27 protein-coding genes are annotated in these 25885 nt (G+C 62.1%); 7 read left to right on the top strand and 20 right to left on the bottom strand.

Features of this window, described 5'->3' with window-relative positions; all coding sequences use genetic code 11:
• Positions 1–73: 73 nt before the first annotated feature.
• Complete coding sequence (locus tag ACMLHZ_RS09635) at positions 74–613, bottom strand: ECF transporter S component (protein ID WP_418667516.1); 540 nt, start codon at positions 611–613, stop codon at positions 74–76.
• A gap of 123 nt (positions 614–736) precedes the next feature.
• On the opposite strand from ACMLHZ_RS09635, the gene ACMLHZ_RS09630 reads away from it, so the two are divergent.
• Genes ACMLHZ_RS09630 through ACMLHZ_RS09620 form a run of 3 tightly spaced genes read left to right on the top strand, consistent with a single transcriptional unit; the run spans position 737 to position 3016 of the window.
• Positions 737–1426 carry a Crp/Fnr family transcriptional regulator gene (locus tag ACMLHZ_RS09630; protein ID WP_418667515.1) on the top strand — a complete coding sequence of 230 codons (690 nt, stop codon included), beginning with the start codon at positions 737–739 and terminating at the stop codon, positions 1424–1426.
• A 25-nt stretch (positions 1427–1451) separates the two neighbouring features.
• A complete protein-coding gene (locus tag ACMLHZ_RS09625) occupies positions 1452–2414 on the top strand; it encodes a glycosyltransferase family 2 protein (RefSeq protein WP_418667514.1) in 963 nt (320 codons plus the stop codon).
• The gene (locus tag ACMLHZ_RS09620; RefSeq protein WP_418667513.1) at positions 2411–3016 is read left to right on the top strand and encodes a flavin reductase family protein; all 606 of its coding nucleotides are present in this window, start codon (positions 2411–2413) and stop codon (positions 3014–3016) included. Before ACMLHZ_RS09625 ends, ACMLHZ_RS09620 begins: the two co-directional genes overlap by 4 nt.
• Positions 3017–3045: 29 nt before the next feature.
• On the opposite strand, the gene ACMLHZ_RS09615 is transcribed toward ACMLHZ_RS09620, so the two are convergent.
• Positions 3046–3243: a helix-turn-helix domain-containing protein gene (locus ACMLHZ_RS09615; protein WP_418667512.1), complete on the bottom strand. Its 198-nt coding sequence runs from the start codon at positions 3241–3243 to the stop codon at positions 3046–3048.
• Between the two features lie 179 nt (positions 3244–3422).
• Here ACMLHZ_RS09615 and ACMLHZ_RS09610 point away from each other — a divergent pair, with 179 nt between their 5' ends.
• Positions 3423–3668, top strand: coding sequence for an AbrB/MazE/SpoVT family DNA-binding domain-containing protein (locus ACMLHZ_RS09610; RefSeq protein ID WP_418667511.1), 246 nt, complete (start codon positions 3423–3425; stop codon positions 3666–3668).
• Between the two features lie 61 nt (positions 3669–3729).
• Here the strand turns inward: ACMLHZ_RS09610 and ACMLHZ_RS09605 are convergent, their stop codons facing one another.
• The 11 genes from ACMLHZ_RS09605 to ACMLHZ_RS09555 form a co-directional block, all read right to left on the bottom strand.
• On the bottom strand, positions 3730–4437 hold the full coding sequence (locus tag ACMLHZ_RS09605) for a transcriptional regulator (RefSeq protein ID WP_418667510.1): 708 nt from the start codon (positions 4435–4437) through the stop codon (positions 3730–3732).
• Entirely contained in the window at positions 4434–5960 is a 1527-nt protein-coding gene (locus ACMLHZ_RS09600; protein WP_418667509.1) for a DUF1538 domain-containing protein, read from the bottom strand. The genes ACMLHZ_RS09605 and ACMLHZ_RS09600 overlap by 4 nt, the downstream gene beginning before the upstream one ends.
• 340 nt (positions 5961–6300) lie before the next feature.
• Positions 6301–7089, bottom strand: a complete 789-nt coding sequence (locus ACMLHZ_RS09595) for an ABC transporter ATP-binding protein (RefSeq protein ID WP_418667508.1) — start codon at positions 7087–7089, stop codon at positions 6301–6303.
• Positions 7086–8078 (bottom strand): FecCD family ABC transporter permease, encoded by a 993-nt coding sequence (locus ACMLHZ_RS09590; protein ID WP_418667507.1) that lies wholly within the window; start codon positions 8076–8078, stop codon positions 7086–7088. The genes ACMLHZ_RS09595 and ACMLHZ_RS09590 overlap by 4 nt, the downstream gene beginning before the upstream one ends.
• The gene (locus ACMLHZ_RS09585) at positions 8065–9006 is read right to left on the bottom strand and encodes an ABC transporter substrate-binding protein (RefSeq protein WP_418667506.1); all 942 of its coding nucleotides are present in this window, start codon (positions 9004–9006) and stop codon (positions 8065–8067) included. Before ACMLHZ_RS09585 ends, ACMLHZ_RS09590 begins: the two co-directional genes overlap by 14 nt.
• Positions 9007–9093: 87 nt before the next feature.
• Positions 9094–10164, bottom strand: coding sequence for a sulfite reductase subunit C (gene asrC, locus ACMLHZ_RS09580; RefSeq protein WP_418667505.1), 1071 nt, complete (start codon positions 10162–10164; stop codon positions 9094–9096).
• Between the two features lie 14 nt (positions 10165–10178).
• On the bottom strand, positions 10179–10973 hold the full coding sequence (gene asrB, locus ACMLHZ_RS09575) for an anaerobic sulfite reductase subunit AsrB (protein WP_418667504.1): 795 nt from the start codon (positions 10971–10973) through the stop codon (positions 10179–10181).
• Between the two features lie 5 nt (positions 10974–10978).
• Positions 10979–12022 carry an anaerobic sulfite reductase subunit AsrA gene (asrA, locus tag ACMLHZ_RS09570; protein WP_418667503.1) on the bottom strand — a complete coding sequence of 348 codons (1044 nt, stop codon included), beginning with the start codon at positions 12020–12022 and terminating at the stop codon, positions 10979–10981.
• Between the two features lie 185 nt (positions 12023–12207).
• Positions 12208–13095, bottom strand: coding sequence for a LysR family transcriptional regulator (locus ACMLHZ_RS09565; protein WP_418667502.1), 888 nt, complete (start codon positions 13093–13095; stop codon positions 12208–12210).
• 89 nt (positions 13096–13184) lie between these two features.
• Positions 13185–13985 carry an EcsC family protein gene (locus ACMLHZ_RS09560; protein ID WP_418667501.1) on the bottom strand — a complete coding sequence of 267 codons (801 nt, stop codon included), beginning with the start codon at positions 13983–13985 and terminating at the stop codon, positions 13185–13187.
• A complete protein-coding gene (locus ACMLHZ_RS09555) occupies positions 13986–14831 on the bottom strand; it encodes a DMT family transporter (protein ID WP_418667500.1) in 846 nt (281 codons plus the stop codon). It lies immediately after the preceding gene.
• Between the two features lie 190 nt (positions 14832–15021).
• Between ACMLHZ_RS09555 and ACMLHZ_RS09550 the strand changes: the two genes are divergently transcribed.
• The 3 genes from ACMLHZ_RS09550 (at position 15022) to ACMLHZ_RS09540 (ending at position 17272) form a co-directional block, all read left to right on the top strand.
• On the top strand, positions 15022–15861 hold the full coding sequence (locus ACMLHZ_RS09550) for a DegV family protein (RefSeq protein WP_418667499.1): 840 nt from the start codon (positions 15022–15024) through the stop codon (positions 15859–15861).
• A 129-nt stretch (positions 15862–15990) separates the two neighbouring features.
• A complete protein-coding gene (locus tag ACMLHZ_RS09545; protein WP_418667498.1) occupies positions 15991–16788 on the top strand; it encodes a metallophosphoesterase in 798 nt (265 codons plus the stop codon).
• 133 nt (positions 16789–16921) lie between these two features.
• Complete coding sequence (locus ACMLHZ_RS09540) at positions 16922–17272, top strand: hypothetical protein (RefSeq protein ID WP_418667497.1); 351 nt, start codon at positions 16922–16924, stop codon at positions 17270–17272.
• A 314-nt stretch (positions 17273–17586) separates the two neighbouring features.
• On the opposite strand, the gene ACMLHZ_RS09535 is transcribed toward ACMLHZ_RS09540, so the two are convergent.
• From ACMLHZ_RS09535 to ACMLHZ_RS09505, 7 genes are all read right to left on the bottom strand, one after another.
• Positions 17587–18027 (bottom strand): phosphate-starvation-inducible PsiE family protein, encoded by a 441-nt coding sequence (locus ACMLHZ_RS09535; protein ID WP_418667496.1) that lies wholly within the window; start codon positions 18025–18027, stop codon positions 17587–17589.
• A 125-nt stretch (positions 18028–18152) separates the two neighbouring features.
• Positions 18153–19148, bottom strand: coding sequence for an exonuclease domain-containing protein (locus tag ACMLHZ_RS09530; RefSeq protein ID WP_418667495.1), 996 nt, complete (start codon positions 19146–19148; stop codon positions 18153–18155).
• 90 nt (positions 19149–19238) lie between these two features.
• The gene (locus ACMLHZ_RS09525) at positions 19239–20561 is read right to left on the bottom strand and encodes a 2-hydroxyglutaryl-CoA dehydratase (protein ID WP_418667494.1); all 1323 of its coding nucleotides are present in this window, start codon (positions 20559–20561) and stop codon (positions 19239–19241) included.
• A gap of 4 nt (positions 20562–20565) precedes the next feature.
• Positions 20566–23481 (bottom strand): acyl-CoA dehydratase activase-related protein, encoded by a 2916-nt coding sequence (locus ACMLHZ_RS09520; RefSeq protein WP_418667493.1) that lies wholly within the window; start codon positions 23479–23481, stop codon positions 20566–20568.
• 126 nt (positions 23482–23607) lie between these two features.
• On the bottom strand, positions 23608–24486 hold the full coding sequence (locus ACMLHZ_RS09515) for a YitT family protein (RefSeq protein ID WP_418667492.1): 879 nt from the start codon (positions 24484–24486) through the stop codon (positions 23608–23610).
• A 126-nt stretch (positions 24487–24612) separates the two neighbouring features.
• Positions 24613–24993 (bottom strand): Hpt domain-containing protein, encoded by a 381-nt coding sequence (locus tag ACMLHZ_RS09510; RefSeq protein WP_418667491.1) that lies wholly within the window; start codon positions 24991–24993, stop codon positions 24613–24615.
• A 23-nt stretch (positions 24994–25016) separates the two neighbouring features.
• Positions 25017–25885: HD-GYP domain-containing protein (locus tag ACMLHZ_RS09505; RefSeq protein ID WP_418667490.1), on the bottom strand; the 869-nt coding region annotated here is incomplete at its 5' end.

Raw genomic sequence — 25885 nt, 5'->3', positions numbered from 1 at the left:
CCCCTCCGCGCCCATACCACAAGAAAAACCCCGGGCCGCGGCCCGGGGTCACACAAATTTTACATTCAGGCGCTCACGCCTTCTCCAGCACAAAGCCCTCGGCCCGCCGGAGCAGCGGCCACAAAAAGGTGCACACCGCCCCCGCGATCACGGCGGTCACAAACTGGTTGCCCCCGAACATGGCGGTGGCCATGGCCACCTGCTTTTCGTTCAGCGCCGCGCCGAACAGCGGGATCAGCACATATTGCAGCCCCAGCGCCAGCACCCCGGTCTTTACCACCGCGCCCAGCAGAAATCCAATGTAATAGCGCTTGTTTTTGCGGAAGGCCCAGGCCGCCAGCACCAGCACCGCGTTGCCCAGCGCCACCAGCGCGATCAGCTGCGGCATGGCCTGCATGATGGGGCTGGGCGAGATCAAAAACGCCAGGATCGGGCTCAAAACGGCAATGGCAAGCCCGCTGTACAGCCCCACCGCCAACGCGGCGATTAACAGGATCAGGTTCACCAGCGGCCCGGTGATGAACTGGCTCACGCTCTTGAACTGCTGCACCACAATGCACAGCGCCAGCAGCAGCGCGGTCCGGGTCAAAAACTGGGTGGTATACTTTTTCACAAAAACTCCCCCTCGGCCGGTCAAAACGGCCCCTTTTGATTTGCTTTATTGGTTTGATTTTACTATAATAAGGGAAAGATTGCTGTTGCAGGGGCAACACGCCCCGCCGGGAAAGGAGCCCCCATGGAGGAATACTACCCGCTGCTGGCCGCCACCTCGCTGTTCGCGGGGCTCTCGCCGCCGGGCCTTGCGCGCCTGATGGATTGCTTTGCCCCCAACCTGCACCGCTTTGAAAAGGGCGAGGTGCTGTTGCTGGCGGGCTTTGAAACCCGCGAGGTGGGCGTTTTGCTCGAGGGCGCCGCCACCGCTGTAAAAACCACGCCGGACGGCGGCTCGGTGGCCATCACCGACCTTGTTCCCGGCAGTGTGTTCGGCGATGTCCTGGCGGGCTGCGCGGTCAAAAGCCCGGTCACCATCCTGGCCCGCACGGCCTGCAGGGCCATGTTCATCCCCTGCCAGAAGCTGCTCTGCCCCTGCGCCGCCCTTCACCCGGAGCACACGCTTTTAATGCAGAACCTGGTGCGCACCATCTCGGAAAAATATTTTGCCCTGAGCCGCCGGGTGGACCTGCTGATCTTAAAAAGCCTGCGGGCCAAGCTCTGCGCCTTTTTGCTGGGGCAGGCCGCCGCCGCAGGGGCCGATACCTTCTCGGTGCCCCTGTCCCGCGCAGGGCTGGCGGAATACCTGAACTGCGAGCGCAGCGCCCTGTGCCGCGAGCTTTCCCGCATGCGGGCCGAGGGCCTGATCGAAACTTATAAAAACAGCTTCAAGCTGCTGGACAGAGCCGCTCTCGAGCGGCAGTACGAACGATGACGGAATAAAAAAGGAGAGTTTGCCCATGAAGACCCCCATCCTGTATATCGTGATCCCCTGCTACAACGAACAGGAGGTCCTGCCTGTCACCAGCCCCCTGTTTCTGCAAAAGCTCGAAAGCTTGATCGAAAAGGGCCGCATCGCTCCCGAAAGCCGGGTCGTGTTTGTGAACGACGGCTCCAAAGACGATACCTGGGCCATCATTCAGGGCCTCGCCGCGCAGAACGAACACTTCCAGGGGGTGTGCCTCTCCCGCAACCGGGGGCACCAGAACGCCCTTTTGGGCGGGCTGATGACCGTGAAGGACAAATGCGACATCACCATCAGCATTGACTGCGACGGCCAGGACGACATCAACGCCATGGACGAGATGGTGGAGCAGTACTGGCAGGGCTGTGAGGTCGTGTATGGCGTGCGCTCCAAGCGCGACACCGACACCTTCTTCAAGCGCTTCACCGCTGAGGGCTTTTACAAGGTCATGAACTGGATGGGCGCGCAGGTGGTGTTCAACCACGCCGATTACCGGCTACTCAGCAGCCGCGTGCTGCGCGAGTTCGCAAATTTCAAAGAGGTAAACATCTTTTTGCGGGGCATGGTGCCGCTGGTGGGCTTCAAGAGCACCAGCGTGTACTACGAGCGCGCCGAGCGCCTGGCAGGCGAGAGCCATTATCCCCTGAAAAAGATGCTGGCCCTGGCGTTCGACGGCATCACCAGCCTTTCGGTCAAGCCCATCCGGCTGATCACCGGGTTCGGCTTTTTGGTGTCGGTGGTAAGCTTTATCGGGGTGCTTTGGGCCATCGTGCGGGCCATCATGGGGGCCACCGTGGCGGGCTGGGCCTCCACCACCGCCATCGTGTGCTTTATGGGCGGCATTCAGCTGCTGTGCCTCGGGGTGATCGGCGAGTACATCGGCAAGATCTACATGGAGACCAAAGCCCGCCCCCGCTACATCATCGGCGAGACCACCTTTGAGGAAACGGGCGAATGAGCGAAAAGACGGTCTGGAAGGGCAGCGCGCTGCTGGGGCCGGTTCCCCCCGTGCTGGTAAGCTGCGGCAGCGCCGAAGCGCCGAACCTGTTCACCGTGGCCTGGGCGGGCACCGTCTGCACCCAGCCGCCCCGCCTCGCCATCTCGGTGCGGCCCAGCCGCCACAGCTACGGGCTCATCCGGCAGAGCGGCGAATTTGTGGTGAACCTGCCCACCGAGGCCCTTGCCCGCGCGGTGGACTGGTGTGGGGTCAAAAGCGGCCGCGAGGTAAACAAGTTCTCGGCCATGCACCTCACCGCCGCCCCCGCCAGCGCGGTGGGCTGCCCCCTCTTGGCCGAGAGCCCGGTCAACCTGGAGTGCCGGGTATTCCAGGTGATCCCTCTGGGCAGCCACGACCTGTTTCTGGCCGACGTGGCGGCGGTGGATGTCGACGAGGCGCTGCTCGACGCCGAGGGCAAGCTCCATCTGGAAAAAGCCGGCCTTTTGGCCTACGCCCACGGCGCGTACTACGCTCTGGGCCGCCAGCTGGGCACCTTCGGCTGGAGCGTGCGCAAAAAGAAAAAGCCGGGCAAACAGGGCCCGGCAAAAAGGCAAGAACGATAGAAAAAAGCAGGCTGCAAACCAGCCTGCTTTTATTCTTCCACAAACAAATCTTCCAGCCTGCAATCAAGCGCTTTCATCAAACGCTCCATTGTACCCAAACGAATGGCCTTGCTTTCATTGTCACAGATTTTATTGACAGTGGCATAATCGGTATTCATTTTCTTTACCAGCCAATATCTCGTTTTATTCTGCTGCTCCAACAGCGTTTGAACATTAAAACGCAGCACAGACCCACCTGCCATTCATTTAAAACATTAGTTTTTATATACATTATAATATTACAGATGGGTCAACCGAAACAGTCATTAATATAATAATCTATTATAAAATAGTCTATTTATACATTGACTATTTTGGAATTTAATGGTATTATCAAAATACAAATTTTAAGAAAAGAGGTCACTGTATGGAGCGAATTTCCACAAGGCTGCTGGACGAATTGGGGCGTATCGTATTGCCCTCGGTTTCACGGGAAGCGCTGGACTGGGGCAACGGCACCGCGCTGGACATTTTTGAGGACGCGGACAACCGCCAGGTGATTTTAAGGCAGGCGCTTCCCTGCTGCGTGTTCTGCAAGGGCGAGACCGACCTTCATCCCTTTGGCGGCAAGTACATTTGCGGAGAATGCCTAAAAAGCATACGCCGGCCCTGAAAAGAAAACATGCAGCGCCGGTCTTGGCGCTGCATGTTTTGCTTTTATTGGGCTTTGCCGGTCATTCCTGCGCCACGGGGGGCTGCAGACCGGTCAGATCGTCCACCGGCAGCGAGAACAAGATCCCCGCCGCCTCGGTGGTAAGGCCCGCCGCCCGGTTGATGGCCACCATGATCCCGTGCTTTTGGGCCTCCGGCGTCAAAATCGCCACCACCTCTTTTTCCGGCTGCAAGGTAAAGCCCAGCAGGTTTTCCGTGTCGTCCATGCCCACCCGGCGGGCGTGCAGCACGGTGCCCCCCCGGGCCCCCTCGCTGCGGGCCGCGTCCATCACGGTGTCCAGGCTGCCCCGGTTTACCACCGCCAGCACCAGGGCGTAACGGCTTGCTGTATCCATGCTCTTCTCCTCCTTTTCGCCGTCCTGCGGCTCCTGCTCTTTGCACAGCACCTGGGGCACCTGCCCGCTCACACCCGACAGGGGCACCGTGAACACAATGCCCCGCCCTGGGCTGCTGAAATGAAAGCGCCCGTCGGCCAGGGCAACCACCTGTTTGATCCGCGGCGCGGGCGCCAGGGTGATCACCACGTCCTTCTCGGTCTCAGACAGGCCAAAATAATCCAGTATCTTGGAATTTGCGGTGCCAAGCCCCATGCAGAGGTAGTCAAAATGCAGGCCCTGCTCCCGGTAAAGGCTCACCGCCGCGGCCCCCTTGCCCCGGTCCACGATCGTCACCAGCATCTTCAGCGGCGCCCTGTGGTTTTGCTGCATCAAAGTTCCACCTCCTCGTTGTAGTCGATCACATCGTCCACCAGCTCAATGGCTTTTTCCTCGGCTGGGGTCACTTCCTTAGTGCGCCGGATCTTGCGCTGGTACAAAACGCCCAGCAGCTGAATGGTCACCAGCGGCGTCATGGCCACCATCGCCACCACACCGAACGCGTCGGTCAGGATATCGCGCCCCAGTGCCTCGCAGGCCCCCATGGTAAGGGGCAGCAAAAAGGTGGCCGTCATGGGGCCGGATGCCACCCCGCCCGAGTCAAAAGCGATGGCCGTAAAGATCTTGGGCACAAAAAAGGGCAGGATCAGCGCCGCGGCATAGCCGGGCACCAGCAGGTAATAGATGGGGATGCCCAGGCATACCCGCAGCATGGCCAGCCCGATTGAAATCGCCACGCCCACCGACAGCGCCAGCCCGATCGCCTTCTGGGGGATTGCGCCGCTGGTCACGTCCTCCACCTGGCGGTTCAGCACATGCACCGCAGGCTCCGCCGCCACAATAAAATAGCCCACCACAACGCCGATCGGGATCAGCACCCAGTAATGGGGCAGCGAGGCCAGGGTGGTGCCCAGGTAATACCCGGCGGGCATAAAGCCCACGTTCGCGCCGGTGAGAAACAATACCAAACCGATATAGGTGTACACGATGCCCACCAGGATCTTGATCACTGGCCGGCGCTTCAGCCGGATCGAAGCAACCTGGAACACGGCAAAAAACAGCACGATGGGCAAAAGCCCCAGCGCCACCTCTTTTATATAGGCGGGCAGGCCCTGCCAGAACTCGCGCCCCGCCGCCTGTGAATCCGTCACCAGTGGGATCGCGAAGGGGGTGTAGGCCACCTCTGTGGACTGAAAACACAGCCCCAGCACCATCACCGCCAGGATCGGCCCCACGCTGCACAGGGCCACCATGCCGAAATTGTCCTCGTCGCGGCCCTGGATCGAGGCCATGCCGGTGCCCAGCGCCATCAAAAACGGCACCGTGATCGGCCCGGTGGTCACCCCGCCCGAGTCAAAGGCCACTGCCAAAAATTCGTTCGGCACAAAGATCGACAGCACAAATACCACCGCGTACAGCGCGATCAGGGTGGGGGTGAGGGGCAGATTGAACCGGGTGCGCAGCATCGACACCACCAAAAACAGCCCCACCCCCGCGGCCACCGATAAAATAATCACCATATCCGGCACGGCGGGCACCTGCCTCGCCAGCACCTGCAGGTCCGGCTCGGCAATGGTCACCACAGCGCCGATCAAAAAACAGATCGCCGCCACGCCCGCCAGCTTCCATTTGCCGCCCAGCTTGCGGCCCATTTGCTCGCCGATGGGCATCATGGCAATGTCCGCCCCCAGCGAAAAAAAGCCCATTCCCACAATCAGCATCCCCGCCCCCAGCAAAAACAGCACCATCGTGCCGCTGGGCATGGGCGCCAGCGTAAAGCTGAGCGCCAGCACGATCACCGTGATCGGCAGCACCGAGGAAAGCGCCTCGGATATTTTTTCCTTGAGTTTTTTCTTCAATCAATGCACCTCGCTCTCTTATTTCCGGTCTTGCGGGCCGCCGGCACGCGGTGTGAGCACCCGGTCCGGCCCTGCTGTCTGCTTTCCCTCCCTTCCGTCTTTAAAATGCGGCCTCCGGGTCCTGTGTTCCTGGTCCGGGGCTGCGCTGCGCCTCTTCATTTTAATAGTTTATCATACTTTAGGCCCGCATGTGTAGAAAAAATATTGCGGGCCCTGCAAATTTCAAAAAGGTCGGCCGCTGCCTTTCGCTGCCGGCTGCCCCTTTCCCCGGCCTTTGTGGGGCGGCACAACAAAAAAACGGCGCCTAACATGGCGCCGTTTTTCTGTTGTGTCGCAGGCTCTACCCCGCGCCGTGCCCGGGCCCCTCCGGCGGGGCCGTCAGCCGGCAGTGGTACAGGCTGTCCGGCCTCTCGTCCCGCGCCACCGCCACCCCAAAGGCGCGGGGCACCGCGGGGTGCCCAAACAGGCTCTCCGGCGTTCCCTCCGCGGCAAGGGCCCCGCCGTCCAGCACCTTGAGCTCGGTGGCGCAGGCAAACGCCTGGGGCAGATCGTGGGCCACCATGATGACCGACCTGCCCGAAGCATGCAGGCTTTGCAGCAGCTCCAGCAGTTCCAGCTGGTGGCGGATGTCCAGATAGGTGCACGGCTCATCCAGCAAAATGGTGCGGGCGTCCTGAGCCACCACCATGGCCAGATACACCCGCTGCCGCTCGCCGCCCGAAAGCTCGCCCAGCTTCCGGTCCAAAAACGCTGCGCAGCCCGTGCGCACGGCGGCCTGCTCCACCAGCTCCCTGTCCCGCGCGGTGAGCGTCTTGGAAAACCCCAGGTGCGGGAACCGTCCGTGCGCGATCAGGGTGCGGGCGTCGATGTCCGGCACGGGGCGGGTCTGGGGCAGGTAGGCAAGCTTTTGGGCCCGCCCGCGCCGCGAGAGCTCTTGCAGGTCCGCGCCGTCCACCCGCACGCCGCCGCGGTATGCCGCCAGCCCCGCCATAGCCCGCAGCAGGGTGGATTTCCCCCCGCCGTTGGGCCCGATCACGCAGGTGAAAGCCCCCTGCGCAAACACGGTGGTGACCCCTTTCAGCACTTCCTTTTCCCCGTACGCCACCCGGAGCTCCTTCAGTTCGATCACAGCGCCAGCCTCCCTTTTCTGCCCAGCAAAAGCCACAGGAAAAAGGGCGCCCCCAAAAACGAAAGCAAAATGCCCACCGGCAGCTCATACGGGCCGAACAACGTGCGGGAACAGGTATCGCACATCAGCAGGAACATCCCGCCGGCCAGGGCCGAAAACGGGGTGAGCCAGCGGTAGTCGCTGCCCACTGTAAACCGCAAAGCGTGGGGCACAAGCAGCCCCACAAAGCTGATCAGCCCGCCCATGCTCACCGCGCAGGCGGCCAGCAGCGCCGCGCACAAGAGCGCGTAAAAGCGGCACAGCCCCACATGCACCCCCAGCGAGGCGGCCACCTCGTCGCCCAGCAAAAGAACGTTCAGCCGCCCCGAAAGCAGCACGGCCCCCGCCAGCCCCGCCAGCAAAAAGGGCAGCACGCCCCCCACCGAGGGCACTGCGACCCCGCCGAACCCGCCGATGGAAAAGCTGGAGCGATCCATCACCGCCTCGGGCCAAAGGGTGACCAGCGCGTCGCTGCCAGCCGAGAGCAGGCTCGTGAGAGCAACGCCCGCCAGCACGATGGTCATGCGGGAGCCGCCGGTGCTGCGGGCGAGGCCGTACACCGTCATCGCGGCCAGAAACGCCCCAAAAAAGGCCGCCGCCGTGCGGGCTGTTAGCGAGAGCGGAAAAAGGATGCCCGCCAGCACCACGAAAAAGCCCGCCCCCGCGTTCACCCCCACGGTAGAGGGCGCGGCCAGGGCGTTGCTCAGGGCCGCCTGCAGCAGCAGGCCGGCCACCGCCAGCGCCGCGCCGCACAGATAGGCGGCCACCGCCCGGGGCAGCCGGGCATAGGCCAGGATGTTGGCCGCCGCGGCGCCCACCTCCCGCCCCAAAAGCCAGTCCAGCACCTGGCCCGGCCCGATGCCCGAGGGCCCGAGGCACAGCGCCAGGGCAAAAAGCGCGGCCGTGCCCCCCAGGCACAGCGCCAGAAGCAGCGGCTTATGCCGCCCCATACACCTCCGGCCAGAGGATGCGCAGCAGGTATTCATAGGCTTCCCCCCATCTAGCGTTGGGCTTGTAGTGGAACAGGTCCTTGGGCAGCAGATAAAAGTTCCCGTTCCGCACGGCGGTCAGGCCGTCCCACGCGGGGTTCGCCCGCAGGGTGCGGTCCAGCTCCTCCACCGCCGCCGCCTCGTCGCCCATGGTAACGGCAAAGATAAACTCCGGGTCTGCCGCCACAATGGCCTCCATGCTCAGCTCCTCCAGGGCGCTGTTGCCCTGGGCCACGTTCACCGCCCCCACGTCGGCCAGGATATCACAGGCCACATTGTCGCTGGCTTTTACCTTCACGCCGCTGGAATAGGCGCGCAGATAAAGCGCGGTGGGTGCCTCGCCCCCTGTGGGGGCCATGGCCCGCAGCGCCCTGATCTTTTCCTGCACCGCTCGGCCGTTCTGTTCGTAAAGATCCCCGCGGCCGGTCAGGGCGGTAAAATCCGCCAGCACCTTCAGGTAGTCGTCAAACGCCTCCACCTTGGCCGCATAGCAGGGGATGCCGCTCTGCGCCAGCACCGCGGCGGCCTCCAGATGGCCCTCGATGTCCGCCGAATAGATCACCAGATCCGGTTCCAGCGCCAGGATCGCCTCCACCGACGGCTTTTTGATGGTGCCCACAATGGCCGCCTCCCCCACCTCCATGCCCCGCTCGTTCACCATATCGTCGGTCACGCCTGCCAGCGCGCCCCCGGCCAGCTGCCAGATCTCCGCCATAGAGGACGACAGCCCCACCACCCGCTGGGGGCGGGCCTGCAGCTCCACCGCCCGGCCGGCACAGTCCGTAAGGGCGGGCGGCGCCGCACCGGCGCCGGCTGTGGGCGCGGCGGCCCCTCCGCAGCCCGCAAACAACAGGCACAGGGCCAGAATGGCCGGAAATATTTTTTTCACGTTGTTTCCTCCGATCCTTTGATCCCAAAAAGGCCCGCCGCGGCTTTTTCCTGCGGCGGGCCCGAACAGCGCGGGGCGCTGCGGCCGTTACTGGCCGGCAGGCCCGGCGCTGTGATGCTGGCTGATGGGCTTGACGTTGAAGTTGGAGCGGTACTCGGTCTCATGCCAGAAAATATCCTCGGCCACCAGGCATTCCGGGTTCAGCTCTACCCCTTCCAGAATGAGCTGCTTGAACTTTTTATAGCCCGCCCGGTCGATCAGATGGCCGCCGTGCAGATATTCCGGCTTGTAATCCATGGCCCAGGCCGAAAACTTCTGCCAGTTTTTCAAAACGCCCAGCACCACCTCCTCGGTGGCCCAGTTCAAAAACATTTTGCCGGTGCGCGGGGTCTGGCGGCCGGTGCGCCCGCCCAGGATCACCCGGTAAAACTTGGTTTCCTGTCTGGTCCAGGCGCTGGCCGGGCAGGCGCGCACGCACTCGCCGCAGCCCACGCAGCAGCAGGGGTCCTTCTCGATCTTGCCAGTGTCCTCGTTGAGCGAGAGCACCCGGGTGGCCCCCTTTTCGCAGGCGCGCACGCAGGCCCCGCAGCCAATGCAGCGCTCGGGGTGGTAGGTCATGCGCGCCACCCCGATGATGCCGAAATCACACAGATGGGCCTTGTTGCAGTCGTTGGGGCAGCCCGCGATGTTGATCTTGATGTGGTAATGGCTGGGAAAGATGATGGGCTCGATCTTGCGGGCCAGCTCAAAGGTGTTGCAGTTGCCGCAGATGCAGTGGTAGTTGCCCACGCAGGCGGTGATGTTCCGCGCGCCGATGGTGGGGTAACCGCTCTCGGGGTCCCATTGCTGGGGCTCATGGGCCACGGTGTCCATGTCCACGTTGCACAGCTCCGCGTCCACCTCCTGGATATAGTCCTTCAGGTACGCGTTCACCGCGGGGATATTTTCATACCGGATCCCCGTGATATCAAAGGTCTGGCGGGTGCCGAAATGGAAATTCCCGTCGCCCCAGGTCTTGGCGATGTGCTGGATAACGGCCAGATACTTCGCGTCGATAAAGCCGCCGGGCACCCGCATCTGAAGCATGAATTCGCCGGGCACCTTGGACTGGCGCAAGCAGTTCAGGCGCACTTTTTTGACATTGATGTCTTGATTCATCTCTCCAGCTCCTCTCAGTCCACCAGGCCCCGGGCCACGGTATAGGGGAACACCGGCCCGTCCAGGCACACATACACCTCGTCGATGCGGCAGTGACCGCATTTCCCCACCGCGCAGGACATCTTGCGCTCAAAGCTCATCCACAGCTTGGCCGGATCCGCCCCGCACTTCACCAGCTCCAGGCCGGTAAACTTCATCATGGGGGGCGGGCCCACCACCACCGCCGCATAATCCCCTCCAAAGGCCGCGAAGGGGATCTCTTTCACGAACTCGGTCACAAAGCCGGTGCGCCAGCCATCCTTTTTGTCGGTGTCCAGGGCGTAGATCGTGCGGAATTTTTCTTTCCATTCCATGAGCTCGCTTTCAAAAACGATGCCCTCCTCGTTTTTGAACCCGCAGATCAGGTGAACGTCCCGCACAAGGCCCGGCTGCTGCGCGCACTGGCGCAGCAGCGAGCGCACGGGCGCCAGCCCGGTGCCCCCGGTAATGACCACCAGGTGCTTGCCCCGGAACTGCTCCACCGGCCAGCCCCTGCCATAGGGCCCGCGCAGGAACAGGGTGTCCCCCGCTGTTTTTTCAAAGATCACGTTGGTAACCCGGCCCACGCTGCGGATGGTGAATTCCAGCCAGCCGTCCCCCTGGGCCGAAACCGAGATCGGCGCCTCGCCCACCTTGGGGATGGACAGCTGCATGAACTGCCCGTGCTCGGGCCTCGCGTCGGTCTCCACCCGGAAGGTCCATTCGTGGGCGCTCTCTTTTTTCACGTCCAGGATCCTGCAGGGCTGTGGCTTAACAGGGTTATTCGCCATGCGGCTCACCTTCCTTCCCCGGCCATGCCGGCTTTGATCTCCCGCACCGCCGCGCTGACCTTGTCAAGGGTCGCCGCGATCGAGATCAGCTCCGGGCAGCGGTGGGTGCAGCGCCCGCAGCCCACACACATATCACCCTCGCCGAAGCGGGCCTTGTAATCGTGGAACTTGTGCAGCACCTTGTAGCGCATCCGGTCGCCCGCAGTGGCCCGGAACTCCCTCTGGCCCGCCATCTGGTCAAACCCCGCCACCTGGCACGAGGCGCTCACCCGCCGCCGCTCACCAACCTCCGGGTTGTCGCCGTAGCAGATGTCACGGGTGGTAAAGCAGGTGCAGGTGGAGCAGGCCACCGTGCAACTGCCGCAGGAGATGCAGCGGGAATCGAATTCCTTCCACATGGGGTGCTTTTTCAGCGCCAGGCGCACCTCTTTGTCCGAAAGGTCCGGCAGCTCCACCTTGAGCTGGTTTTCCTCCACGAACGCAGGGCGGTAGTCCGCCTGGGGCATGCCCTCGAAATACTGCGCGAAAGCGCCGTCCGCCACCTGCACCTGGACCCCCCCGGTCGAAAACCGGAGCGCCAGCGAGTAGTCGGCGGTGCGGTTGGTGCCCATCGACACGCAAAAGCAGGTGTCGTCGCCCCCGCCGCACTCCATCATGGCAAACCTCACCGCGCCGCGCATCCTCTGGTAATAAAAATCGTTGTAGCCGCCGTTGCCCGCGTAGATCTTCGCCTGGATGTGCTGGGCGTTGATGTCGCAGGGGCGGGCCAGCAGCAGGACCGGCTTTGCGGGGCCCTTGCTCTCGCGGTACTCGTCCTCCGTAAAGTAAAAAAGGGCCTGCTGAATGGGGGTAACGGCCTCTTTGGCCGGGTAGTCGGATTTCACATCCCACACGATATCGCTGAAATGCTCCACCTCCGCATACCGCACCACGTCGGTGTCAGAGTAGCGCCCCTGTTTTGGAAAGCGCCTTGGGGCCCAAACGCGGTAATCCCTGCGCAGTGCGCGGAGCACCTGGTCCGCCTGGGCGCCATCGAGCGAATAGCCCATTCTGTAACCCTCCTATGTTCGATTCCGGCGGGCCGGGCGCCCGCCGCTGTTTCGATTTTAACACAGTTGAGGCATAATGAAAAATTAGAGTTATTTATTATTCGATAAACTTTTGTAATGCCTGAAAAGAGCCTCCCGGCCCCCTTGCAAGGGGTTCGGGAGGCTCCTGCTGCCGCAGCAAAAACTTATCCAAACGGTTCGCACAGCTCTTTGAAAAGCTGCCGGAACTCGCTCTCAAAAACGCTGCCCTTCCGCCAAAGGAAGGTAAACTCGTGCTCCACATGAAAATCCGCCAGGGGCACTTGGCGCAGCGTGCCCTCCGCCAGCTCGCGCTCCGCGGCCCGGCGGTATAAAAACGAAACCCCGCAGTCCGCCTTTACCAGCTCCTTGATGAGCTTCAGGTCGCTGACCTCCACCACATGGCAAAAATCGTCCGGGCAGTAATTTCGCTCCTCCAGCACCCTCACCAGCACCTCGCGGGAGCCCGAGCCGGGGTTACGAAGGATCAGATTCTCGCAGAAAAGATCCTCCAGCCGGACCTGCCCCTCCGGCAGGGGGTGGCCCGCCGCGCACACGCAGATATACGGCTCCACCGCCCAAACCAGAAAATCGTACGCGTCCTTGCGGAAATACCCCTCCACCAGGGCAAAGTCAAGGCGCCCCTCGTCCAGCTCCCGCAGCAGCACCTGTGTGTTTTCCACCAGGATGTGGATGCGGATCTCCGGGTGGCGCTTGATATAGGCGGCCAGCCGCCCGGGCAGCGCGTAGGCCCCGATGGTCAGGGTGGCCCCGAACCGCAGCGAGCGCTTGCCGCCCTGGAGATCCTGCAGATCCCGCCGCAGCTTTTCCTCGTCGTGCAGCATGGTAACGGCCGCGTCGCGCAGGGCGGCGCCCCCGGCCGTTAAGGCGAGCTGCTTGTTGCGGTAGGCAAAAAGCTTTACGCCGTAGTACTCCTGAAGATACTGGATATGCTGTGTCACGGCGGGCTGGGTGATATTCAGCTTTTCCGCGGCCCGCGTATAATTCAGGCACCGGCAGACCTCCAAAAAGGTCCTCATTCTGAAATCCAGCATGGCTTCCACCCCTTTTTTCCAGTATAGCGGATTTTCAGAACGCCGTCCAGTGTGCAGGCCCCTTTTCAGCGCCGCACCCCCTGTCCCTCTCATTCCCGGCCTTCGGCGGCCGCGCGTTTTTCCAGCCAGCGCAGCTGGTACTTCAGCCGCGCGCGCTCCAGCACCTGCCGGTACACCGCCAGGTTGGCGGCTCCCCCCGCCACCCCCACGATCGGCAGCCCCTGCACAAATTTGGCGGTCAGCATCGCCCCCGCCAGCGCGCCGCCGGCGGCGGCGATATACCCCTCCAGCGCCGGGGGCTCGATCACCAGGCGGCCCGGCCCGTCCAGGCGGCGGGCCAGCCGGTCCGCCTCCGCCGCCCAGCGGGGGGCCGCTTCGCCCTCAGCCAGCGCACAGCACAGCACGCTCAAAAGGTACGCCCGCTCCCCGTTTGTTTCATAGCCGAACCCATATCCCAGCGCGGTCTGATACACCCCCCGCAGCAGCACGGCGGTAAACAGCGGGATATCCGGCAGCCCAATGCCCAAAAGCCCCAGCACGCCTCCCTCTGCCACCGTGCCGATGCTGGCCGCCGCGCCGCCCTTTGCCGCGCCCTTTTCCATCCGGCGCAGGTTCACCGCGCTGGGCCGGGCCTCCACCGCCCGTTCCAGGCGGGCCGCGCCGGCCCGCAGCTCCTCTTTGGAATACGTTTTCTCAATCACGCCCGCGCCCTTTTGAAACACCAGCCGGAACGCGGCGCAAAACGCCCTTTCCAGGGTATCTTTCAGGCCGGGCGGCACCCTGCCCGCCAGCGCGGCGGCCAGCGCGCCGGGCGCTTTTTGCCGCTGCCGCTCCACTGCAAGCTGTTCCTTCAGCGCCAACTGGCGGCGCCTGCGTTCCGGTGCGTCCATTCAATCCGCCTCCGTCTGTTTTTTTGTCCCCGCAACATTATATACCATCAGCCCGCACAGCACGACGCCAATGCCCACAAGGCTCAAGGGCCCCACCGTCTCGCCGTAGAACAGCGCTACCCAAATGGGGTTCAGAACCGGCTCGGTCATGCAGATCAGGTTTGCGGCCACCGGCTTTGTGTGGGCCAGCCCCTTGGCCATCAGCAGGTAGGCAAGGCCCACCTGCACCGCCCCCATAAAAGCAACGGCGCCCCAACTGCCCGCGCTGAACGAGGGCTCGCTCAGCAGCCAGGGCAGCCCCGCCAGAAAGCCCAGCACCTGGCTCCAAAAATAGCTCGAAAAGCTGTCGGCCCCCGGGAACATGTTCACCATGAACACCACCGCATAGGTCGACGCCGCCACCAGCGCCAGCAGGTTGCCCGCCATGCCGCCGCCCGAAAGGCTGCCCGCAAAGCAGCAGGCCATGCCCGCAAACACCACGCCGCAGGCCGCCAGGTCCAGCCGCCGGGGCCTCTGATGAAAAAACACCCACAGGTACAATAATATGAACACCGGGCTGGTATATTGCAGCACCACCGCGTTCGCCGCCGTGGTAAGGCGCGTGGCCAGCGTGTAGGTAACACAGCAGGCGGCAATGCACGCCGCGCAGCCCAGCACGGTTTTGTTCAGCCGCAGCTTATAGCCGGTCGCCCTCATATACGCAAAGGTCACCAGCGCTGCAAACAGGTTGCGCCCGCTGTTGATCGCCATGGCCCCCCACGGGATCGTTTTGATCAGAATGCCCCCCAGGCTCATCAGCACGGCCGCAAAAAAGACCAGCACCGGTCCGGTATTTTTCTGTTTCATGCGGTATTCTTTCCTCCCGGCATTTTCTTGCTTTATTGTAGCAGGCCGCTACGCATTTGTCACGGCATGTTCACACTTTTTGCCTTGACTCCGCCGTGCTGATCCTCTATAATAAACAATAACATAGTTTCAAAAACTAGATGTTGCGGCGTTTTTCGCCGCCTTACTGCAAAAGGAGCTGTTTTTTGCCATGTCCTGGATGATTGTAAGCGATTCCTCCGGCGAGCTGCGCACCCTGCCGAACGCCGCGCCCGGCGTTGCCTATTCCACCGTTCCCCTGAAAATACGGGTGGGCGAGCGTGAATTTGTAGACAACGCGGCCCTGGACGTGGACAGCATGATCGAGGCGATGCACAACTTTAACGGGGCCTCCACCACCGCCTGTCCCAGCCCCGAGGAGTGGGCCGAAAAGTTCCTCATGGCCGATCAGGTCCTGGCCGTCACCATCAGCAGCAATCTGTCCGGCAGCTACAACAGCGCCATGGTGGCCCGTGATATGGTGCTGGAAAACCACCCCGAAAAAAAGATCCACGTGCTGGACAGCCTGTCCACCGGCGGCGAGATGGCGCTCGCCATCTGGAAGGCGAACGACCTGATCGCCCGGGGCCTGCCCTTTGAAGATCTGGTGAAGGAGTGGGAGATCTGGTTCCAGCAGCGGCAGATCCTGTTCGCCCTGGCCAGCTTTGACAACCTGGTCAAAAACGGCCGGGTCAGCAAGCTGGTGGGCTTTGTGGCGGGCGTGATGAGCATGCGTGCCGTGGGCCGCGGAAGCGACGACGGCAAGCTGGAAATGCTGCACAAGACCCGGGGCGAAACCCGCATGCTGGCCCTGATCCTGGAAGAGATGGACCACCGGGGCTACCACGGCCAGGTGCCCGCCGTCATCAGTCACTGCCAAAACGAAAAGGGCGCGCAGATGCTCAAGACCGGCATCGAAAAAAAGTGGCCGGGCGCCAAAGCCATCGTGCTGCCCTGCAGCGGCCTGACCAGCTTTTATGCCGAGAGCGGCGGCATCATCGTGGGGTATTAAAACTTTTCGGGCGGCCCGGGCGGGGCCGCCCTTTTCCTTCAAAATGCCCTGCGCGCCGCCGCTTTTGTGTTAAAACGCCGGGGTTTCTGGTATAATGAACTACACATCCCAACTTGAAGGAGGCCTTTCATGAAGCAAGGTGAATGCGCCGCGCTGGTGGGCGCCGCCTGTGCGGCAGCCCTGGGCCTGGCGCACTACGCGGCAAAAATCGAGCCGGAGCGCCTGGTCCTCACCCGCCCCCGGCTGGCAAAACGCCCGCCTGTAAAGACCGTATTTTTTACTGATCTGCACCTGGGGCCCATGTATCCGCCCGCCCATCTGGAACAGGTGGTAAACGCCATCAACGCCGAGCAGCCGGAGCTTGTGCTGTTCGGGGGCGACTTCTTTGCCCACTTTTTGCAGGATGTCCACGCCCTGCCCTTTTCCTGGATCGCGGCCCAGCTGCGGCGCATCCGGGCCCCGCTGGGCAAATTTGCGGTGCTGGGCAACCACGACGTGCGCCAGGGCGCCCGCCCTTTTTTTGAACTGCTGTTCACCGAGGGGGGCTTTACCGTTTTGTGGGACCAGCTCGCGCGCCCCTGCCCGGAAATCGCGGTGTGCGGCCTTGCCCCTTATTCCGGCGGGGAGGTCATGCGGCAGCTGCCGGCCGGGTGCTGGCGCGTGACCCTGTGCCACATGCCGGACAAGTGCCGTTACCTGCCCTTAAAAGCCACCGACCTGGTTCTGGCGGGCCACAGCCACGCCGGGCAGGTGCGCCTGCCGGTGATCACCCGCATGATCCTGCCGCCGGGCGGCAAGCTTTACCCCTACGGCCTCTACCGGCCCCAGGGGCACGGCGCGGGCCAGCTGTTCGTCAGCCGGGGCATCGGCATGAGCGGGGTCCCCTTCCGCTTTTTGGCCCCGCCCGAGCTGGTGGTGCTGGAATAAAGCCCGTAAGAAAAGCGCGGGGTAACCCCCGCGCTTTTTGATTGCCCACAATAAAAAAACCAAATGTGATGAATGAAGAAAACATCATGCTGATTCTAAAAGGCAAAGACCCTGTGAAAGAAAGGGGGCAAATATGAAAAAACGATTGCCGGGATTTATTTCCATGATAGGCCTTGCAGTTGCTTTTTTGGTTTTTAGATTTCCTTTGTTTAGTATTCACGGAATGAGAGAATGGCCACTTTGGCTATTTGTGTTTGGAGCAATCGTAATTGCTGTTTTTGGTATTGCGCTGCACAACAATACTCTTTCTGCCTTTGTTGTTATAGGATATATTTTGGGTTTCTTTATCGGTTATCTATTTCAATTTGACTATGGCATAGGGTTAAACAGCATGTGGATAATTTGGGCATGCAGTTATATGGCCATTATGTTGACAGGAGCAGTAGTTGCTATTGTTCGCAGGAATCATCGGAAGAAACACTGAATTATCATTTGTAAGGTTGTTTTAATCCGTCTTTCCGCTTTCGCAGTCGTTCTTTATGCCATGTCATCCCTCCCGCAGCTAGGCAGCGGCTTATTATATTCAAACCGTCGGCGCAGGGGGTTTCCCGCTTTGTAGGCGGGAAAATCCCGCCCAACTTTACAAAAATGTTGCAAGAACTTTTAACACAGTACGGGGCTGATATGCGCAAACCCGCAGGAAATCAGGGCTTTCCCCAGGATGGTATAAAGTCCTGTGCGGCCTTTTGATCTGTTTTTTTGCACATCCATGCCCCGCCCCTGCGCGGCAGCTGCTTTTCACCCTTCCCCGCTTTTTTCCGGCGGCTGCGCCCCGGCGGGCGGGTGCTCGCCGAACGAGGGCACAAACAAATATTTGCGAATCACAAAAAGCAGCAGAATGGCCAGGATCCCCAGCAGGTTTTCCACCGGGGTCGAGTGCTCCACCACCATCTGCCTTGCAATGGCCACCAGCAGCACCTCAATGGCCGAGCCCGGGGTGTGCTTTGCCAGCATTTTGATAAACTCCACCCCAATGATCAGGGTGAACGCGTGGTTTAAAAAGTCCGAAAAGCGGCCGCTCACATCCGCCGTGCCGGCCAGCTCCAACACCTCGCCGGCAATGCGGACCCCCGCAATGCCAATGGCGATCAGCACCATCACCGAGATCACGATCTCAATGATGCTGGCCACGTTTGCAATCCACTGGCGCAGCCGCGCGCGCACCGGGTGTTCCCGCATGTCCCCCACCTCCCTTGGCGTTTTTCTAACGATAGCATGCCCCAAACCGCCCTGTCAAGAAAAAAGAAGCGCCCCTGCAAGCCGTGCAGGGGCGCTTTGTCATTTGAGTTATGGGGTGCGGCGCGTTATCTTCCAGCGTTTTTCGCCCGCTCCAGCGCCTCGGCCGCTTCCCGCTCTTTTTTGCGGCGCGCGCGCTCCAGGGCTGATTTTTTCTCTTTTCCCCACTTGGTCAGCATCGTCTCGTCGGCCGCCTCCACCGCACGGGCAAAGGTGTAGTGCAGCCCGTCGGTGCGCATGCGCCGCAGCCACACCATGGCCGGCCCGTGCTCCGGGCACCGGCCCAGGCTGTAAAGGCAGTTGTTGCCCCTGCGCAGCCACACGCCGTCGCCATCCGGCCGCAGCGCCCCGCCGCACACAGGGCACCCCGCCCCGCGCAGGGCGGGGTCGGTCAGCCAGGCCTCGCCATCCACATAGCCCGGCCACATGGCAAACCCGCTGCGCGCCTTGTCCGGCGGGCAGAGCAGCTCTTTTAGCTGTTCCTCCTCGCTGGGGTAGTCGGCCAGGCCCTTGGCAATGTCCACGAACTGGCACACCTTGGCGGTGTAAATTGCGTCCGCCAGCGCGTCGTGAAACGCCTCGTCCTTCTCAATCCCCAGGCGTTCCACCACGCTCTCCAGGGTCATGCCCTCGCCCTCGGCCCGGGGCCGCTGCCCCGTGAACACCCGCTGCAGATCATACCACCTTGCCGGCCAGGCCTCGTCCAGCCCGGCCAGCACCAGGTTCTGCTTTAAAACCGGCACGTCGTCCAGGCCCCACTCGCCCAGCGCCGCATCCGGGCCGCACCATTCCATGAACCGGGCCAGGCCCTCCTTCACCGGCACCCCCGCGGCAAGGTCCGCCTGGGTCAGCCCGGTCACCTTTGCCACATGATGGTACAATTTCGGAAAAATGCGCGGCCGCATGGTCACCCGGAAGGTGTCCGCAATCCGCTGGCCATCCATGCGCACCGCACCAATCTGGATCACCTCGCCCCGCAGGGTCTGCTCCACCCCCTGGTAGCAAAATGTCTTGGGCTGGTAGCCCATGTTCCACTCCATATCAAAAATTACCAGCTGCGCCATGCGTCCTCCTTTTTTCTGCCGCTCCGGGCCCTGCCCCGGGCGGTGCGGGCGCCCCCACGCGCCTGCTTTTTTTCTCTCTCCCGCGCCCGTTTACAGGTAGGCGGGCACCTTGGCCCCCTCGCTCTCCACCGGCCCGGCCAGCGGCTGCGCGGGCAGGGCCGGCCCGCCCTCTTCCAGCCGCTCCTTCGCCACGCTCAGCATCAGCTTGATGCGGTTCTCCTGATTCACGGGCGTTGCGCTGGGGTCGTAGTCAATGGGGGTGATGTTGGCCGCCGGGTACAGCGCCCGGATGCGGCTGATCATGCCCTTGCCGCAGATGTGGTTCGGCAGGCAGCCGAAGGGCTGGGCGCACACGATGTTCTCGTACCCGCTGGTGACCAGCTCCACCATCTCGGCGGTGAGCAGCCAGCCCTCCCCCATCTTGTTGCCGCGGCTGATGATACCGTCCGCCATGTTCCGCAGGTCCAAAAAGCGGGCCGGCGCGTGGTAGCCGGCGGCCCGCAGCGCCTGGGCGCTGGCCTGCTCGATCTTATCCAGATGCTTCAAAAGCGCCTCGGTGCCCCACACCAGCGCGCGGCTGCCCCCGTAAAAGCGCACCGTGTCGCCCGCGTTGCTGATGCAGTACTGCACGAACCCCAAAAGACCCGGCAGGTTCACCTCGCACCCCTCGCCGGCCAAAAACTCCTCCAGGCGGTTGTTGCCCAGGGGCGAATATTTTACATAGATCTCGCCCACAACGCCCACCTTCACCTTGGGCGTGCGTTTCACCGGAATGGCCGCAAACGCCTGCGCAATGCCGGAAAAAGCCGCTTTCATCTCCTTTGCGCTGCCGCCCCTGCCCTGCAAAAACCAGCCGCGGATGGTGCCCACCCAGCTCTGGGCCAGCGCCTCGGCGGCGCCCGCCTCCAATTCATAGGGCGCGGTCTGATTGCGCAGCGCCATGATCAGATCGCCGTAGATCACGGCCGCCAGGGCCATTTTCAGCATGGGCAGGGTCATTTGGAACCCCGAGTCCTTTTCCAGCCCGGCAAAGTTCAGGCTTGCCACCGGAATGCCGCCGTAGCCCGCTTTTACCAGCGCCTTGCGCAAAAGGTGGATGTAGTTCGAGGCGCGGCAGCCGCCGCCCGTCTGGGTAATGAGCAGCGCGGTGTGTTCCAGGTCGTATTTGCCGCTGCCCAGCGCGTCCAAAAACTGGCCGATCACCAGCAGCGCCGGGTAGCAGGTGTCGTTGTGAACGTATTTCAGCCCCAGCTGCGCCACCTGGCTGCCGCAGTTGCCCAGGATCTCGGTTTTGTATCCCTCGCGCTCCAGCGCCGCCTGCAAAATCGAAAATTGCAGCGGAGCCATGTTGGGAATCAGTATGGTGTGGGTCTTTTTCATCTCTTTGGTAAAGTGCACGTAGCCGCCTTCCATGGGCTTATCCCTCCCCCCGCTGCTTTTCGTCCAGCGCGGCAAACAGGCTGCGAAGCCGGATGTTCACCGCGCCCAGGTTGGTGATCTCGTCAATCTTGAGCTGCGTGTACAATTTGCCCCCCGCCTGCAGGATCTCGCGGGTCTCGTCGGTGGTGATTGCGTCCACCCCGCAGCCAAAGCTCACCAGCTGCACCAGGTCCATATCAGGCTGGGTGGTGCAGTATTTCGCCGCGGCGTACAGCCGCGAGTGATAGGTCCACTGGTTCAGCACGGTGGTGGCAAATTTCTGCATATGCCAGGCCACGCTGTCCTCGGTCACCACCGCGGCGCCGTGGCGGCAGATCAGCGCGTCGATGCCGTGGTTCACCTCGGGGTCCACGTGGTAAGGCCGGCCCGCCAGCACAATAATCCGTTTGCCCGCCGCCCGGGCCTTTTCAATGATCTCGGCGCCCTTGTCCCGCAGGCGCTGCATGTGGGCCGCGTACTCGGCATAGGCAAGGTCGGCCGCGCGGGCCACCTCCTGCTTTGAAATGCCGCGGAAGTATTTTGCCAAAATGTCCGGCATCTTCTTTTTAAAATCGCCGGGGCGGTGCAGGCCCACAAAATCGCTGATAAAGGGCAGCCGCGCAAGCTCCGGGCAGTTGACCTCCAGCACCTCGGGGTAATAGGCCACCACCGGGCAGTTGTAATGGTTGTCGCCCAGGCGCTCGTCCAGGTTGTAGCTCATGCAGGGGTAAAAGATCGCGTCCACACCCATTTCAGCCAGCGCCCGGATGTGCCCGTGGGCCAGCTTCGCGGGGAAGCACACCGTGTCGCTGGGAATGCTGGCCTGCCCCGCCGTATACAGCTCCCGGGTGGAAGCGGGGCTCGTGACCACCGCAAACCCAAGGCTCGTGAAAAAGGCGTGCCAGAAGGGCAAAAGCTCGTACATGTTCAGGCACAGAGGGAGGCCGATGGTCCCCCGCTTTGCCGGGGCGGGCTTATAGCGCGCCAGCAGCTCCTGCTTGAAGCGGTAAAGGTTCAGGCCCCCGTCGCCGCCCTTGCCGGTCACCGGCTTTTCGCACCGGTTGCCGCTGATCAGCCGCCGCCCGCCCGGGAAAAGGTTCACCGTGAGCTGGCAGTGGTTGGTGCAGCCGCCGCAGGGCACGGTTTTTGTCTCCTGGGTAAAGGCCAGCAGCTCCTCCTTTTTCAGCAGGGTGCTCACCTGCCCCGGCTTTGCCAGAGCCATGCCGTGCAGCGCGGCGCCGAACGCGCCCATCAGGCCCGCAATGTCCGGCCGCACCACCTCCACGCCCATTTCTTTTTCAAAGGCGCGCAGCACGGCCTCGTTGTAAAAGGTGCCGCCCTGCACCACAATGCGGCGGCCCAGCTCCTCGGGGCTGGAAGCGCGGATCACCTTGTACAGCGCGTTTTTCACCACGCTGATGGAGAGCCCCGCCGAAATGTTCTGAATGGACGCGCCATCCTTCTGGGCCTGCTTCACGCTGGAATTCATGAACACGGTGCAGCGGCTGCCCAGATCCACCGGCTTATCCGCAAACAGGCCCAGCGCCGCGAACTCCTTCACATCGTACCCCAGCGCCTCGGCAAAGGTCTGCAAAAAGCTGCCGCAGCCCGACGAGCACGCCTCGTTCAAAAAAATGTCGCTGATGGCGCCGCCCTCGATCTTGAAACACTTCATATCCTGCCCGCCGATGTCGATGATAAAATCCACATCCGGCAAAAAGTGGCGCGCCGCGGTAAAGTGGGCCACCGTTTCCACCACGCCCCCATCCGCGCAAAAGGCGCTGCGCACCAGCTCTTCGCCGTAGCCGGTGGCGGTCACACTGGCCACCTGCAAATCCGGGTGCGCGTTGTAAAGCCCCAGCAGCACCTCGCGGATCAGCGGCAGGGGGTTGCCCAGGTTCGGCTGGTAATCCGTGAACAAAAGGTGCGCGTTCTGGTCGATCACCGCCAGCTTTACCGTGGTGGAGCCCGCGTCAATGCCAATGTGCACCGGGCCGCACTCGGCCCCAAAGGCCACCCGGGGCACCGACGCTTTCAAATGCCGCGCGTGAAACGCCTCGTATTCGGCCCGGTCCCGGAACAGGGGCGGCTGGCTGGCATAGCTGCCCGCGCCCGCATGGGCCATGCGGTCTGCCACCTCGGCAAGCCGGAACTTGCCGTCCGCGTAAAACGCAGCGCCCAGCGCCACAAAATGCAGGCTGTGCTCCGGGCAAAGCCCCTCCGCGCCCAGCGCCTTGTCAAAGCTTTGGCGCAGCACGCTGTTGAAAGTCAGCGGCCCGCCCAGATACAAAATATTCCCCGCTATGGGGCGCCCCTGCGCCAGGCCCGCAATGGTCTGGTTCACCACCGCCCCGTAAATCGAGGCCGCAATGTCGCCCGCGGCCGCTCCCTGGTTGATGAGCGGCTGGATGTCGCTTTTTGCAAACACGCCGCACCGGCTGGCGATGGTATAGGTCTTTTGCGCCCCGGCCGCCGCCGCGTTCAGTTCTTCGGGGGTCATTTTCAGCAGGGTGGCCATCTGGTCAATAAACGCGCCGGTGCCGCCCGCGCAGCTGCCGTTCATACGCACCTCGGTGCCGCCGGTCAAAAACAGGATCTTGGCGTCCTCGCCGCCCAGCTCAATCACCACGTCCGCCGCCGGGGTCAGGCGCTTTGCGGCCACGCGGGTGGCAAACACCTCCTGCACAAAGGGCACCCCGCAGCCCTCGGCCAGGCCCATGCCCGCCGAACCGGAAATGGCAAGATACGCGTGCCTGCCGCCCAGCTGCTCTTTGTCGACCCTGCGCAGCAGCTCGCGGGCTTTTTCCACAATGTGGCTGCCGTGCCGCTCGTATGTATCAAACACCACCTGATCCCGGTCGTCCAGCACCACACATTTAATGGTGGTGGAACCAATGTCCAAGCCGACTCGCATGTTTAAACACTCCTACTCTTGTCCGTGCAAAAAGCCAAAAAACAGGGTCTAATTGTAACCTAAAAGTTTGAATTTTGCATTAAGTTTCCGGCAAATAAATAAATTTGGCAAAACTTCGCGCCCCACTTATAAGGTCCGGAACCCCTTGCCCACGATCTCGCTGGAATTCACAATGGTCAAAAACGCCTTGGGATCCACCCGGCGCAAATGGTTGCGCAGGGCCACCGTCTGCCGGCGGGTCAAAACGGTGGTAAGCACCTGCTCCTCCTTGCCGGTATAGGCCCCCTTTGCCGTGTATACCGTGGCGCTGCGGTTCAGCGCTTCCAGAATGAACTGCTTCACCGCCTCCGGGTCTGCGCTCACCACCGTCACCACCTTGCGCAGGTTCAGGCTCTCAATCACGCTGTCCACCAAAAAGGCTTTCATCAAAAGCCCCAGCACACAGTACAGGCCGGTCTTGATCCCATACAGCCCGCCCGCGGCCAGCGCGATCAAAAAATCGCTCACCAGCAGCGCCTTGCCGATCTCCAGGCTGGTGAACTTCGCCAGGATCATGGCCACAATGTCGGTGCCCCCGGTCGAGGCGCCCACATTGAACACAATGGCGCTGCCCGCCGCCGGCAGGATCACCGCAAACAGCAATTCCAGCAGGGTGTCGTCGGTAAAGGGCCGGGGCATGGGCGCCAGCTTTTCCAGCACCGTCACAAAGGCCGAAATGGCAAACGAGGAATAAATGGTCACCCCCATGGCCCGCCTGCCCAAAAACGCCAGGCCCAGCAGCACCAGCGCGCCGTTCACAATAAACATGGCGCCGCCCACGTCCAGCCGCGGGAATAAAGTCGACAATAAAATCGAGATGCCGCTGGTACCGCCCATGGCAAAGCGGTTGGGCGTTTTAAAAAAGTGGATGCCCGCCGCACTGATCGCAAGCCCCAGGTTCAGCAAAAGAGCCCAGCGGGCAAACTCGGCCCGGGTCATTTTGAACTTCAGCGCATTCTGCTCCATAATGGAATGCTCCCTATTTTCGATTTATATGTGGGCTTGGCCTCTTTTTTGCCCCGCCCCCTCAAAAAAGGCTACCCTGCAAAGGGGTGTCCTTTGCACAGGCAGCCTTGTTTGGCGCAGATGGGTTTACCGTTCAATGCAGATTTTAATCGCGTCGCAGGTGCCCGTATACTGTTTGCACAGGGCGTCGAATGCCGCGCCTGCGCCGCGCAGGTTCGCCTGCTCCATGCTTTGCGCCCCGCGCAGCGTTTCGGTCAGCCGGCAGGCCGCATCATACAGGCCGTGCAGGGCCAGGTTGCCCGCCACCCCCTTGATGGTGTGCACACACCGGAACGCCTCGGTGCTGTCGCTCCGCTCCATGGCCTCGCACAGCGCGCTGTAGGTGGGATCCTCCAAAAACTTGCGCAAAAACTTTTCCAGCAGGGCTTGGTTGTTCATAAAGCGTTCCAGGGCTTCCTTAAGGTCAAAGCCGCACCCGAGCAGCGCCTCGTAATTGTTCTCGCTCATTTTCCAGGTCCTTTCCGGCTTGCTTACACGCTGTGCAGCCTTTTCTGTACCTTTTCAAAGCAGGCCAGCAGCTTGGGGTTAAAGCTGCCGCACTCGCCGTTCTGGATCATATGCATTGCCTCTTCCGGGGTATACGCGGGCTTGTAAACGCGCACGCTGGTAAGCGCGTCGTACACATCGGCCAGGCTCACGATCTGGGCCGCAATCGAAATCCCGTCCCCCGCCAGGCCGTCCGGGTAGCCCCTTCCATCCCACCGCTCGTGGTGGTGGCGGCAGATGTCGTAGCTGTAATCGTAATACTTTTTATCGTTAAAAATCTGTGCCGATTCCAGGATCCTGCATCCCTGCACCGTATGCGTCTTCATGATCTCAAATTCCTCGCCGGTCAGGCGGCCGGGCTTTAAAAGGATGCTGTCCGGAATGGCGATCTTGCCAATGTCGTGCAGCGCCGCGGCGCTGGTAATGATCTCGATCTCTCCGTCGTCCAGGCCATACTCCGGAAAGTCTTTTGCCACCTGCTGGGCGATCAGGGTCGTCAGCGCTTTCATGCGCTTGATGTGCTCGCCGCTCTCCACATCGCGGAACTCCACCACGTTGCTGAGCAGGTCGATCAGGTGCTGGTTGTTGGAGCGGAGCAGTTCGTTCTGGCGGCGCAGCTTTTGGGTCTGGTCGGCCACCATCATCTCCAGCTCGTATTTGTGGCGGTACAGATCAATGATGTTGCTCACCCGCCGCAGCACCACCCGCGGGTCGAACGGCTTGCCGATCACGTCGGCCACGTCGTAGCCGTAGGCCTTCAGCGCGTTCTCGGTGGAGGCGTCGCCGCTGATCAGCACCACCGGCACATCGGCGGCCAGATCCTGCTTCGCCCGCTGCTCCAAAAACTCAAAGC

The sequence above is a fragment of the Allofournierella sp. genome, assembly GCF_048388525.1.
Classification (GTDB): domain Bacteria; phylum Bacillota; class Clostridia; order Oscillospirales; family Ruminococcaceae; genus BQOK01.
This window is presented reverse-complemented; position numbering and strand designations above follow the sequence as displayed.